This is a genomic window from Pedobacter sp. UC225_61 (assembly GCF_044452285.1).
Taxonomy (GTDB): domain Bacteria; phylum Bacteroidota; class Bacteroidia; order Sphingobacteriales; family Sphingobacteriaceae; genus Pedobacter.
Genome location: NZ_JBIOAL010000001.1, coordinates 3,319,838 through 3,331,711 on the forward strand (window position 1 = coordinate 3,319,838; position 11,874 = coordinate 3,331,711).

The window sequence follows — 11,874 nt, forward strand, 5'->3', positions numbered from 1 at the left end:
TATATCTCAATTCAGGTTTCATTTGTGTGTTAAAAGCGTCCCAATTAAATTGAGACGCTTTTTTTTTTGCTTATAAGTACTTACAATCAAGACTAAATTTGTACTTTTTAAGATAACTAGCTGCATTTCAGGACTAGAAAAAAATTAAAAAAACTTTCAAAAAAAATCTTTTTATTTTAATTTTGAGATAAATAAATTTCTAAAAAATAGGTTTCTTTCTATTTAAAAAGATTTTATGTAATTTAGAAGTACCATTAAAACTTTCCTACTATTAATATTTTTTGTGTTATGAAAACGCCAAAAAAACCAACCCAGAAAAACCCTGTAAGCAAGCCGATGTCTAGCAAGAAAGAATCAGACGATGAGGATGATGATGATATCCAAGATAATGAGATCTTAGATGAAGAAGAGGATGACTTTGATGTGCCACTAGACGATCTAGATACATTTGAAAGTTTTGATGATGACGATGATGACGACGACGATAGATACTAATAAGATATAAAACTCTATATTCAAAAGCATCCTATTTAGGGTGCTTTTTATTTTAACCTACCTCTAAAATGAAGATTGTACCTGTTAAGGATAAAGAAAGTCAAAAAGAATTTTTAAATGTTGTAAACACTATTTATCAAGATGACTCTAACTGGATACGTCCATTAGATCAAGATATTGAAAAAATTTTTGACGAAAAAAGTAATCCTTTCTTCAAACATGGACAATGTACACGATGGATTTTAAAGGATAATAACCATAAAACTATTGGTAGAGTTGCTGCATTTATAAACGATAAAAAAGCTCATAATTACGAACAACCAACTGGTGGAATGGGTTTTTTTGAGTGTTTAAACAATAAAGAAGCTGCTTTTTTATTGTTTGATACTGCCAAAAATTGGTTGCAAGAAAGAGGTATGAAAGCAATGGAGGGTCCAATTAATTTTGGGGAAAATGATTCATTCTGGGGCTTACTAGTTGAAGGCTTTACGCCTCCTTCATATGGAATGAACTACCATCTACCCTATTATCATAAGTTCTTTATTGATTATGGTTTTGAAACAGCGTATGAACAGTTAACAAATCATATCAATCTAAAAGTTCCTTTCCCCGCCAGGTTTACAAAAATTGCAAATTGGGTGGCTGCTAAACCCGATTATACTTTCGAACATTTTAAAAAGAGTAATGCTGATAAATACATTAACGATTTAATGGATATTTATAACGATGGTTGGCAAGATTTTGAAAACTTTGTTCCTATTAAAAAGGAAACTTTAAAAGAAAGCTTTAAACAAATGGAAGTTATCATGGATGAAAAACTAATTTGGTTTGCATATGCTAATGGTGATCCTGCTTCCTTTGTTGTAATTATTCCAGATGCTAACCAAATGATTAAAGGATTAAATGGAAAGTTAGGTTTATTGGATAAGTTAAAATTTGCTTATAAACGTTGGGTTGGCGTTACCCGTATGCGTGCAATTGTAATGGGAACTAAAACTAAGTATCAAAAACTTGGTCTAGAATCTGCTTTATTTATTAAACTTGGCGAGCATGTTTTGCCTAAAAATCAATATACAGAACTAGAATTATCTTGGGTTGGTGATTTTAATGAAAAGATGATTGCTATACACCAAGCAACTGGTGCCACTTTTGGCAAACGACACTTAACGATGCGAAAAGTTTTTTGATATAGAAATCGTTCTGATCTCTTCGTAAAGTTCAATTATCTTTTTTTGAAGCTTGGTAATTTCTTGTTCCTTTAAAGCAAGTTTGTCTTTTAGCATACTAATTTCAACAAAATTGCCCAATTCCGACTTATTTTCTCCTTTAGAAATAATTTCTAAACTCGATACTTCAAATAATTTAGAAATTTGATCTAATCTAGAAATATTTATATCAGTAACACCCGTTTCTATTTTTGAAAATGCTGGGATTGAAATTTTTAAGAGCCTTGCTACATCTCCCTGGCTCCATCCATTTTTTTGGCGTAATAGTCTAATGTTTGTACCAATGATATTCATTTGATCATTTTTTGGTGTAACAGTCTGTTTCTTACGTCTAGACATTCAACTCTAGTGCCAATTTAACCAGATCCATACCGCCAAAATTACCTGAACTCATCAGCAGTAGGTTTGTATTTTCAAAATTAAGACTTCTTATATAGCTTTCCAATTGAGCAGCTTCGCTAAAAAAAATAATGTTTTTATCGTTAAAAGATGTTTGAACATCATTCTCACTTACAGGTTCGATTTTTTTATGCTTAAAGGTTTTTTCATCGATGTAAACAATGGCGACATCAGCTTTTTTCATGGTGTCACGATATTGCAGTAAAAACTCTTTTGTTAAGCTGCTAAATGTATGTAGTTCTATACAAGCCACTAGTTTTCTATTGGTAAATTGTGCTTTTACAGCATCTATAGTTGCTTTTAATTTAGATGGAGAATGGGCAAAATCCTTATAAACACTAGTTTCTTTTGTATGGTTTAATAGCTCTAATCTTTTTGCTGCTCCTGTAAAAGAAGAAATAGCTATCTTAAATTCATCTTCATTTATACCTAATTGTTCTACTACCAATCTAGCTGCATTTAGGTTCATTAAATTATGATCACCAAACACTTGTAATGGAGTATTTTGAGGCAAAAGATATGTTACACCATCTATTACTTTATGATCAGGAATAGTATATGGAATTTTATCAATAGTTGCGGTAGAATTAACAACTATTTTGCGTAATTCTAAATCATTTTCACAATAAATTAATTTTCCACCTTCAACTATCGTATCAATAAACTTATTAAACTGGGAAATATAATCCTCAAATGTTGGAAAAACGTTGATATGATCCCATGCTATGCCGCTAATTACACCAATATTTGCTTTATATAAATGGAATTTTGGTCTACGATCTATTGGCGATGCCAAATATTCATCCCCTTCAATTATAATAACAGGAGCCGAATCAGTTATCTTAACCATTGTTTCAAATCCTGCTAATTGAGCCCCTACTAAATAATCAAAATCTCTATTATAATAATTTAGCACATGCAAAATCATAGAAGTAATAGTGGTTTTACCATGGCTACCACCTATTACAACTCTCAATTTATTTTTAGATTGCTCATAAATGTATTCTGGGTATGAATATATTTTCAAACCCATTTCTTGCGCTTTTACTAATTCTGGATTATCTAAACGAGCATGCATTCCTAATATCACCGCATCTAAATCTGCAGTTATATTACTTTCGAACCAACCATTTTCTTTAGGTAAAAGACCATAATTTGCAAGTCTAGTACTTGATGGTTCAAAAATCACATCATCAGAACCTGTAACTTTAAATCCTTTTTTATGTAAAGCAATGGCTAAGTTGTGCATTGCACTTCCACCAATTGCAATAAAATGTATACGCATATTTAATAATTTTGAAGGATAGAATTTTAAAGATTGACATTAATCCATTCAAAATTCTATCCTATTTTTTATCCTTTTATGAATTTAGTAGCAACCCAATCGCCAATTTTCTTATGATCAACATAAGTAAGATTAAAGTCAGCACAATGTGCTTTAATCATATCCAAATCTGGATTTTCATAAAACCCACTAAAGAAGATAGCACCCTTTTCTTTCAAAACAGAAGCATAGCTCGAAATTTGATCAAGCAAGATATTTCTATTGATATTGGCTAAAATTATATCAAAATCAATCGCTGGTATTGTTTCCTTACTTCCACAAAGCGATGTCAAATTCGTGATAACATTTAAAGCTGAGTTTTCTATCGCACTGCGATAACAAACTTCATCATTATCTATCGCTACTATTTCTTTAGCACCTCTTTTTGCAGCTAAAATACCTAATATTCCAGTCCCAGCTCCCATATCTAATACAACTTTATCCTTCATATCATTTTCTAAGATATAAAGCATCATCATGGTAGTGGTTTGATGGTGACCAGTACCAAAAGCCATTTTTGGATCAATTACAATCTCGTATTTGTATTGAGGTTGATGTTCGTGAAAAGTGGCTCTAACGTAACAATCTTCGTTAATAATTAGCGGACTAAAATTCTTTTCCCACTCTTCGTTCCAATTTTGAGGCTCTATATCAGTTACTTCGTATGTATAATTCAGTTCATCTCCAAAACCCATTAAAACATCGTTTAATGCAGTTTTATTAAATTGATTTGCAATAATAAAGGCATCAAAACCATTTGCTTTATCCTCAAAAGTATCAAAGCCAATTTCTGCTAATTCTGCAATTAAAATATCGTGTTGATATTCTTGAATATCACTAAAACTAAAGGCTACTTTTCTATATTCCATTATGAATTGAAGGTTTTAACAATATCTACAAAATCACGAGATTTTAAAGACGCTCCACCAATTAAGCCTCCATCAATATCATGTTGTGCAAATAATTCTGCTGCATTTTTTGGATTACAGCTTCCACCATATAAAATTGATGTATTGTCTGCAACGTTCATTCCGTATTTGGCATCAATCTTTGCTCTAATAAAAGCATGAATATCTTGTGCTTGTTCTGGTGTAGCAGTTAAACCTGTACCAATTGCCCAAACTGGCTCATATGCTAAAACTATTTTAGAAAAATCTTCAGCACTTAAACCGAATACTCCATTTTCTAATTGCGTTTCTAATACATGATAATAACTACCATTATTTCTTTCGTCTAATGTTTCACCTATACAAAATAATGGTGTTAAATTATTTTGAAGGGCGATAATCGTTTTTTCAGCTAATAACGCATCTGATTCTGCAAAATATTGCCTACGTTCTGAGTGACCAATAATTACATATTCGCAACCTGTAGATTTCACCATTTTAGCAGAAATTTCGCCAGTATAAGCGCCATTTTCTTTTTGATGGCAATTTTGTGCACCAATTTTTACTACCCCAGCAGATAATTGCGATAAACTATTTAAATGGATATAAGGTGAGCAAATCACAGCAATTTGATCGCCTTTTTTCTCATCTCTAACCATGTTTACAATTTCCGAGAATAAGGATATGCCTTCGCTATAATCCAAATTCATTTTCCAGTTACCAGCAACTATTTTCTTTCTCATAATCTAAAAGTGTCTATATTTTTTTGTCAGTTCAAAAACATGCGATAAAATTGCTGTTTCTGTTGTATCTAATATTGTATCTCTTCTTTCGTAAACTTTTGTCGCTGTTTCTAGCATTTTATTCAATCCGTACACTTCAAATCCATGCGCACCACCCCAAGCAAAATCTGGTATAAAGTTACGTGGAAATCCTGCGCCAAAAATATTGGCACTTACACCCGCCACAGTTCCAGTATTAAACATAGTATTTATGGCACATTTTGAATGATCGGCCATAATTAATCCACAAAACTGCAATCCCGTTTTACGGAAACTTTCCTTTTCGTAATCCCAAAGACGAACCTCTGCATAATTATTTTTAAGGTTTGAGTTATTGCTATCTGCACCAATATTACACCATTGCCCCATAACTGCATTTCCTAAATAACCTTCATGTCCTTTTGATGAATAACCCCAAATTACAGCGTTATTTATTTCACCTCCTACTCTACTATGTGGACCAATAGTGGTTTGTCCATATATTTTCGCTCCCATTTTAACAGATGAATCTTCGCCTAATGAAAATGAACCTCTAATATGACATCCTTCCCAAACTTCTGAATTTTTACCTAAATAAATTGGTCCTTGTAAGCTATTAAATGTAGAACATTCGGCTTTTGCACCTTCCTCTATAAAAATGTCATCTCCTAAAAAAGTATTCGTAGTGCTTAGAGTTGCCGATGTTCTTCCTTTAGTTAACAAAGCAAAGTCTTTAACTAATTCTGTATGATTATTTCTGAATATATCTTCAGGAAATTGAATTTGAGTAAAAATAGCTGAATAATTTACTGGTTTCAATTTATGTAATGCATCATCAAAGCTTAGTTCTTCCTTATAAGCAACAACTATTTCTCCTTTAATCAAAACTTCATCAGTTTTTAGAGCTAAAATTGCTTCTATTAGCTGTTGATCCGGACAAATCGAACCATTAATAAATAGTTTAGCATTAGTTGAGGGATATTTTACGCTAAGATAATCCTGCGTTATATATCCAAAATCGGCATTTAAATGTTTAGCCCATTTTTCAGCAATGGTCAAAATACCAATCCTTAAATCAGCTACAGGTCTTGTAAATGTTAGCGGTCTGAGCGAAAGCCAAGATTTATCATCAAATAAATTGATTATCATAAGCAACAAAAATAAAAAAAGTCCCGAGCAATGCATCGGGACTTTCAAAATATTTAGTTTATCGCTAAAATTATTTCTTAGCGTAACGAGTTTTAAATTTATCGATACGACCTGCAGTATCAACCAATTTCATTTTACCAGTATAAAAAGGGTGTGAAGTGTGAGAAATCTCCAATTTATATAAAGGATACTCATTACCATCTTCCCATTTAATAGTTTCTTTGGTTTCAACGCAAGATTTAGTCAAGAATTGATATTCGTTAGACATATCTTTAAATACTACAAATCTGTAGTTTGATGGGTGCAAATCTTTTTTCATTTTTATTTTTTTTATGTTTATGAAACTATCGTAAGCATTTTATTGCTTTTTGCGGGTGTTACCCACGGCAGTTTCATGTTTCTTAATTTATTTCGTCTAATTTTAGAGGATGCAAATATCATAATTTTATTTTTTAATTGCAAGTGAACAACTAAAATTAATCTACATAATAAAAATATTGATTAATTATCTGTTCGAATACTTTTTCCATGTCTCAATTTTCGCTTTTTGTCGAGCAATATAGGCCTGAGCAATTACTTCTGCAGAACTTGCATTGACTGTATTTTCTAATAAAACTTTCAATTTATCTTGATCTACATCAGCTTTATATAAAATTTGTACTAGTTTTTGAAAATCCTCGTCAATAAGGTAGGCAAATGCATTCACCATCACCTCTAAAAGTTCGTCTTCTTCCAAATTCTCTGGCAAATCGAAATCTTTATTAATAATTTTTATTAACGATGTAATATCGCTCATGACACTAATTTATTTCTTTTTATACTAAATATTCATCCAACCCAATGAACAAATGAATTAATATTTAAATCCACTTAATCTCCTGACAGATTTCTATCAAAACGCCATTAGTTTCTTTAGGATGTACAAAACAAATCATTTTATTATCTGCTCCTTTTTTTGGCTGATCATTAAGCAACACGAAACCTTCATTCCTTAACCTTTCCATTTCTTCTAAAATATCATCAACAGCAAAGGCAATATGATGAATTCCCTCTCCTTTTTTCTCTATATATTTAGCAATAGCACTATCTGGTGAAGTCGCCGCTAACAATTCTATTTTATTATCACCTGTTTTAAAAAAGGCTGTATTCACTGCTTCCAATTCAACTAATTCCGTTTTATAACAATCGGTATTAAGCAACTTTTGATAAATATCTATTGAATTAGTCAGGTTTTTTACAGCAATGCCAATGTGTTCTATCTTATTCATATCAATTATGGTTATGGGAATGTAAAAATGCATGTTTTAACTATAGCTTCATAGCTATTATTTATAATTGTTCGTAAACTTTTTTTGTATCTTTGTGTATTAATAAGAATAATTAAAAATAATGGAACTTCCGATTTACTTAGATAATAATGCTACCACCCCACTCGATCCTAGAGTGCTTGAGGCAATGTTGCCATATTTTACAACAAAATTTGGTAATGCCGCTAGCCGCAACCATCCATTTGGTTGGGTAGCAGAAGAAGGTGTTGACTATGCTCGTGAGCAAGTAGCAAAATTAATTGGTTGTACAGAAAAAGAAATCATATTTACCTCTGGCGCTACAGAAGCTGATAATTTAGGTATTAAAGGCGTTTTTGAAATGTACTCAGAAAAAGGTAATCATATTATAACGGCAACTACAGAACATAAAGCTGTTTTAGATACCTGTAAACACTTAGAAAAACTAGGCGCTAAAGTAACTTACTTAAAAGTTAAAGAAGATGGCTTAATTGATTTACTAGAGTTAGAAGCAGCAATGACACCAGAAACAATTTTAGTTACGATCATGTATGGTAACAATGAAATTGGTGTAGTGCAACCTATTAAAGAGATATCGGCTATCGCACATAAACACGGTGCTTTATTTATGACTGATGCTACACAAGCTGTAGGTAAAATACCTGTAAATGTAAATGAAGATGGCATCGATTTAATGGCATTTAGTGCTCATAAGATGTATGGACCAAAAGGTGTTGGTGCTTTGTACGTTCGTCGTAAAAACCCAAGAGTTAAGGTTACTTCACAAATGGACGGTGGTGGTCACGAACGTGGTATGCGTTCTGGAACATTAAACGTACCTGGTATTGTTGGTTTAGGTAAAGCTTGCGAATTGTGTCGTTTAGAAATGGATGAAGAAGCAAAACGTTTATCTGCTTTACGTGATAAATTAGAAAGCGCTTTAACTACCATGGAAGAAAGTTATGTAAATGGTAACACAGCACATCGTTTACCGCATGTAGCTAATATTTCTTTCAAATATGTTGAAGGCGAAGGCTTAATGATGGCAATGAAAGATTTAGCAGTTTCTTCTGGTTCTGCTTGTACCTCTGCCTCATTAGAACCGAGTTACGTATTAAAAAGTTTAGGTTTATCTGATGATTTAGCACACTCATCTATCCGTTTCGGATTAGGTCGTTTTACTACTGAAGAAGAGGTTGATTACGCAATAGAAAATACTAAAAAAGCCGTAAACCATTTAAGAGATCTTTCTCCACTTTGGGAAATGTTTAAAGATGGTATTGATTTAAGTAAAATTGAGTGGGCAGAACACTAAATTAATTGACTAAAAATATTAAAAATAATGAGGGTTTTAGAACTACAGAAATCGTAAATCTAAAATCATAAATCCAAAATCAAAATGGCATATTCAGAAAAAGTAATGGAACATTATACCAACCCTCGCAATGTTGGTACTTTAAATAAAGACAGCAAATCTGTTGGAACAGGTTTAGTTGGCGCACCAGAGTGCGGAGACGTAATGCGTTTGCAAATTGAGGTTGACGATAATAACGTAATTACGGATGCTAAATTTAAAACATTTGGCTGTGGTTCTGCAATTGCATCCTCTTCTTTAGCTACAGAATGGTTAAAAGGAAAAACAATTGATGAGGCGTTAACTATCGATAATATGGATATTGTGGAAGAATTAGCTTTACCTCCAGTAAAAATTCACTGTTCTGTTTTGGCAGAAGATGCAATTAAATCTGCAATTAACGATTACCGCGTTAAAAATGGTTTAGAAGCATTTGAATTAGCTAAATCTCATCACTAATTAAAATTTAGAATGACGATTTACAAGTAAGGATTGAAAAATCTAAAATTGTAAATCTAGATCGTAAATTAATATGATTACTATAACCGATAAAGCAAAAAGCAAAATTGATCACTTAATGCAGGATTCTGAATTAGGTTCTGACTACTTTTTACGTGTTTCTGTAAAAGGTGGTGGTTGCTCTGGCTTATCTTATAATTTAGATTTTGATAACGAAGCCAAAACCGGAGATCAATTTTTTGAAGATCGTGGCATTAAAATAGCCTTAGATATGAAATCATTTTTATACCTAGCGGGTACAGAACTTGATTTTACTGATGGCTTAAATGGCAAAGGCTTTGCCTTTAATAACCCTAACGCTAGCCGCTCCTGTGGCTGTGGCGAAAGTTTTTCTGTTTAATATACATTTATTAAATTTCCTAGAGGGCATCGATTTTTCGGTGCCTTTTTTGTTACTCAATGCATAAGCTAGCTTGTATTATTAAAGCTAAAAGTTTATCATTGTTATTCCAAAACAAACCAAAGATTAGCACATGGTATCATTTAATGAATTTTCTACTGTTCCTAGTTTATTACGTAATGTCGTAGAAAATATCCACAAGCCCGAAGAAACCTTTTTAATTCATAAAAAAAATACTACTTGGGAAGAAGTTTCTTTCAAGGATACTTTACTAAGAGCAGATTCAATTTCTGCTTTCTTTTTAGAAAAACGTATTGCCAAAGGAGATAGATTAGGTTTGATGATTGAAAATTCACCTGAATATGTATATTTCGACCAAGGCATTCAACAAATTGGTGTTATTAATGTTTCTATCTACCCTACTTTATCAGAACATGAGGTAGCTTACATTATTAACGATTCGGGTATTAAAGCTTTATTAGTTGGCAATCCATTTTTATTTAAAAAAGTATTAAAAATTGCAGAGAACTGCCAGGAATTAAAATACATTATTCCAGCATTTGCAGGATATGAAAAAGTTGCAATCCCAGAAGGAAATAAAGCTGAAATTATAAGTTTTAGTACGATATTAGAGAAGACGGTAAGCAAAGCTGAACAAGAACAAATAGATGCACGTAGAGCTGAAGTTTTACCAACGGACGTATCTTCATTAATTTATACTTCAGGCACAACTGGTACCCCAAAGGGTGTAATGCTAACCCACAGCAATTTTGTAGAAAACGTAAATGTTTGCCTACAACAAATTCCTGTGATTGATGAAACGGAAACGTTCTTGTCATTTTTACCTCTTTCTCATGTTTTTGAACGTACCGCAACTTATCATGTGTGTTGTGCACAAGGCTGTAAAATTGCTTTTGCTCAGAGTTTAGAATTATTGGCTAAAAACATGGGCGAAGTAAGACCTACTGTAATGGCATGTGTACCTCGTTTATTGGAACGTATTCATGATAAAGCGATTAAATCTGGTACTGCAGCTGGAGGATTAAAAGCAAATATCTTTAATTGGGCCTTAGAAATTGGAAAAAATTATCGCCATGCTAAAGAGGCTGGTAAAAGTGCTGGTTTAATTTTAGGAGCTCAAAAAGCAATCGCCGAAAAATTAGTCTTCAGTAAAATTAAAGAAAAAACTGGTGGTCGATTAAAATTCATGATTTCCGGAGGTGCTGCTTTGCCTAAAAATGTAGGTGAATTTTTTGGAGATTTAGGGATCAAAATTTTAGAAGGATTTGGTCTAACAGAAACATCACCTGTAATGTCTGTAACTGAGTATCATCGTCAAGTTTACGGCACTGTTGGTCGCGTTATTCCAGGTATTGAAATCGGAATTCAAGATGTAGAAACTAAACAAATCATCAATATACAAACTCATAACACTTTTAATGAAGATTTTGAATGTGCTGAAGGCGAAGTAATTGTTCGTGGTCATTGCGTTATGAAAGGCTATTTTAACAAACCTGCAGAAACCGCTGAGGCTATTGATAAAGACAAATGGTTTCACACAGGTGATATTGGTCGTTTTTATAAAGGTAACTTGCAAATTACAGATCGTTTAAAAAACATGATTGTAAATGCGTATGGTAAAAATGTGTATCCAACCCCAGTTGAAAATATCTATTTAAAAAGTCCAAAAATTGATCAGTTATTCTTAATAGGCGATAAACGCGAATTTATTACAGCTATCGTCATCCCCAATAAAGAAACTTTACAAGAAACTTTCAATTTAAAAGAGTCATTCTTCCAAGAAGAAGGTTTATTTATAGAAAATCCAGAAATTAAGGATTGGTTTGAGAAGGATATTAAGAAGATTTCTAATGAGCTAGCTAAATTTGAACGTATTAAAAACTTCAAAATTAAACGTAATCCTTTTAGTATTGACGAGGGTGAAATTACTCCAACTATGAAAGTGAAGCGCAGGGTTGTAGAAAAGAAATATGCCGAAGCAATAAATGAGATGTACCAAGAAGGTGTTGAAGCTGATTAAATCGTCCTTTCCTTATTAATTTACTGTTAGATTTTAAGAGAAATCTCTCTTAATAAGTTATTATTTAATAATATACTGCTTTAAGATTGCTTC

14 protein-coding genes are annotated in these 11,874 nt (G+C 32.3%); 6 read left to right on the forward strand and 8 right to left on the reverse strand.

The window, feature by feature from the left end; translation table 11 throughout:
- Nucleotides 1-288 precede the first annotated feature (288 nt).
- On the forward strand, nt 289-495 hold the full coding sequence (locus ACHMWN_RS15075; RefSeq protein WP_397302723.1) for a hypothetical protein: 207 nt from the start codon (nt 289-291) through the stop codon (nt 493-495).
- Nucleotides 496-563: 68 nt separating this feature from the next.
- The gene (locus tag ACHMWN_RS15080; RefSeq protein ID WP_397302725.1) at nt 564-1,682 is read left to right on the forward strand and encodes a GNAT family N-acetyltransferase; all 1,119 of its coding nucleotides are present in this window, start codon (nt 564-566) and stop codon (nt 1,680-1,682) included.
- On the opposite strand, the gene ACHMWN_RS15085 is transcribed toward ACHMWN_RS15080, so the two are convergent.
- From ACHMWN_RS15085 to mce, 8 genes are all read right to left on the reverse strand, one after another.
- Entirely contained in the window at nt 1,659-2,015 is a 357-nt protein-coding gene (locus ACHMWN_RS15085) for a helix-turn-helix domain-containing protein (RefSeq protein ID WP_397302728.1), read from the reverse strand. The two genes, ACHMWN_RS15080 and ACHMWN_RS15085, sit on opposite strands and share 24 nt — an antisense overlap.
- 37 nt (nt 2,016-2,052) lie before the next feature.
- Complete coding sequence (gene murC / locus ACHMWN_RS15090; RefSeq protein WP_397302729.1) at nt 2,053-3,405, reverse strand: UDP-N-acetylmuramate--L-alanine ligase; 1,353 nt, start codon at nt 3,403-3,405, stop codon at nt 2,053-2,055.
- Nucleotides 3,406-3,473: 68 nt separating this feature from the next.
- On the reverse strand, nt 3,474-4,313 hold the full coding sequence (gene prmA, locus ACHMWN_RS15095) for a 50S ribosomal protein L11 methyltransferase (protein ID WP_397302732.1): 840 nt from the start codon (nt 4,311-4,313) through the stop codon (nt 3,474-3,476).
- Entirely contained in the window at nt 4,313-5,074 is a 762-nt protein-coding gene (tpiA, locus tag ACHMWN_RS15100) for a triose-phosphate isomerase (protein ID WP_397302734.1), read from the reverse strand. Before tpiA ends, prmA begins: the two co-directional genes overlap by 1 nt.
- A gap of 3 nt (nt 5,075-5,077) precedes the next feature.
- Nucleotides 5,078-6,241 carry a putative sugar nucleotidyl transferase gene (locus tag ACHMWN_RS15105; protein ID WP_397302736.1) on the reverse strand — a complete coding sequence of 388 codons (1,164 nt, stop codon included), beginning with the start codon at nt 6,239-6,241 and terminating at the stop codon, nt 5,078-5,080.
- Between the two features lie 70 nt (nt 6,242-6,311).
- On the reverse strand, nt 6,312-6,560 hold the full coding sequence (locus ACHMWN_RS15110; protein WP_055133715.1) for a type B 50S ribosomal protein L31: 249 nt from the start codon (nt 6,558-6,560) through the stop codon (nt 6,312-6,314).
- Nucleotides 6,561-6,746: 186 nt separating this feature from the next.
- Entirely contained in the window at nt 6,747-7,037 is a 291-nt protein-coding gene (locus ACHMWN_RS15115) for a hypothetical protein (protein WP_397302740.1), read from the reverse strand.
- A 64-nt stretch (nt 7,038-7,101) separates the two neighbouring features.
- Nucleotides 7,102-7,509: a methylmalonyl-CoA epimerase gene (gene mce, locus ACHMWN_RS15120; protein ID WP_397302743.1), complete on the reverse strand. Its 408-nt coding sequence runs from the start codon at nt 7,507-7,509 to the stop codon at nt 7,102-7,104.
- 121 nt (nt 7,510-7,630) lie between these two features.
- Between mce and ACHMWN_RS15125 the strand changes: the two genes are divergently transcribed.
- From ACHMWN_RS15125 to ACHMWN_RS15140, 4 genes are all read left to right on the forward strand, one after another.
- A complete protein-coding gene (locus tag ACHMWN_RS15125) occupies nt 7,631-8,842 on the forward strand; it encodes an IscS subfamily cysteine desulfurase (RefSeq protein WP_397302745.1) in 1,212 nt (403 codons plus the stop codon).
- 84 nt (nt 8,843-8,926) lie between these two features.
- Nucleotides 8,927-9,340, forward strand: a complete 414-nt coding sequence (gene iscU / locus ACHMWN_RS15130; protein WP_090992274.1) for a Fe-S cluster assembly scaffold IscU — start codon at nt 8,927-8,929, stop codon at nt 9,338-9,340.
- Nucleotides 9,341-9,413: 73 nt separating this feature from the next.
- Nucleotides 9,414-9,740, forward strand: a complete 327-nt coding sequence (locus tag ACHMWN_RS15135) for an iron-sulfur cluster assembly accessory protein (RefSeq protein WP_173269669.1) — start codon at nt 9,414-9,416, stop codon at nt 9,738-9,740.
- A 133-nt stretch (nt 9,741-9,873) separates the two neighbouring features.
- Entirely contained in the window at nt 9,874-11,781 is a 1,908-nt protein-coding gene (locus tag ACHMWN_RS15140) for an AMP-dependent synthetase/ligase (RefSeq protein WP_397302749.1), read from the forward strand.
- Nucleotides 11,782-11,874 lie beyond the last annotated feature (93 nt).

What these genes read in the sequence shown, in the direction of transcription:
- ACHMWN_RS15075 (WP_397302723.1), top strand. Translation starts at nt 289, where the DNA reads ATGAAAACGCCAAAAAAACCAACCCAGAAAAACCCTGTAAGCAAGCCG.
- ACHMWN_RS15080 (WP_397302725.1), top strand. Translation starts at nt 564, where the DNA reads ATGAAGATTGTACCTGTTAAGGATAAAGAAAGTCAAAAAGAATTTTTA.
- ACHMWN_RS15085 (WP_397302728.1), bottom strand. Translation starts at nt 2,015, where the DNA reads ATGAATATCATTGGTACAAACATTAGACTATTACGCCAAAAAAATGGA.
- murC (WP_397302729.1), bottom strand. Translation starts at nt 3,405, where the DNA reads ATGCGTATACATTTTATTGCAATTGGTGGAAGTGCAATGCACAACTTA.
- prmA (WP_397302732.1), bottom strand. Translation starts at nt 4,313, where the DNA reads ATGGAATATAGAAAAGTAGCCTTTAGTTTTAGTGATATTCAAGAATAT.
- tpiA (WP_397302734.1), bottom strand. Translation starts at nt 5,074, where the DNA reads ATGAGAAAGAAAATAGTTGCTGGTAACTGGAAAATGAATTTGGATTAT.
- ACHMWN_RS15105 (WP_397302736.1), bottom strand. Translation starts at nt 6,241, where the DNA reads ATGATAATCAATTTATTTGATGATAAATCTTGGCTTTCGCTCAGACCG.
- ACHMWN_RS15110 (WP_055133715.1), bottom strand. Translation starts at nt 6,560, where the DNA reads ATGAAAAAAGATTTGCACCCATCAAACTACAGATTTGTAGTATTTAAA.
- ACHMWN_RS15115 (WP_397302740.1), bottom strand. Translation starts at nt 7,037, where the DNA reads ATGAGCGATATTACATCGTTAATAAAAATTATTAATAAAGATTTCGAT.
- mce (WP_397302743.1), bottom strand. Translation starts at nt 7,509, where the DNA reads ATGAATAAGATAGAACACATTGGCATTGCTGTAAAAAACCTGACTAAT.
- ACHMWN_RS15125 (WP_397302745.1), top strand. Translation starts at nt 7,631, where the DNA reads ATGGAACTTCCGATTTACTTAGATAATAATGCTACCACCCCACTCGAT.
- iscU (WP_090992274.1), top strand. Translation starts at nt 8,927, where the DNA reads ATGGCATATTCAGAAAAAGTAATGGAACATTATACCAACCCTCGCAAT.
- ACHMWN_RS15135 (WP_173269669.1), top strand. Translation starts at nt 9,414, where the DNA reads ATGATTACTATAACCGATAAAGCAAAAAGCAAAATTGATCACTTAATG.
- ACHMWN_RS15140 (WP_397302749.1), top strand. Translation starts at nt 9,874, where the DNA reads ATGGTATCATTTAATGAATTTTCTACTGTTCCTAGTTTATTACGTAAT.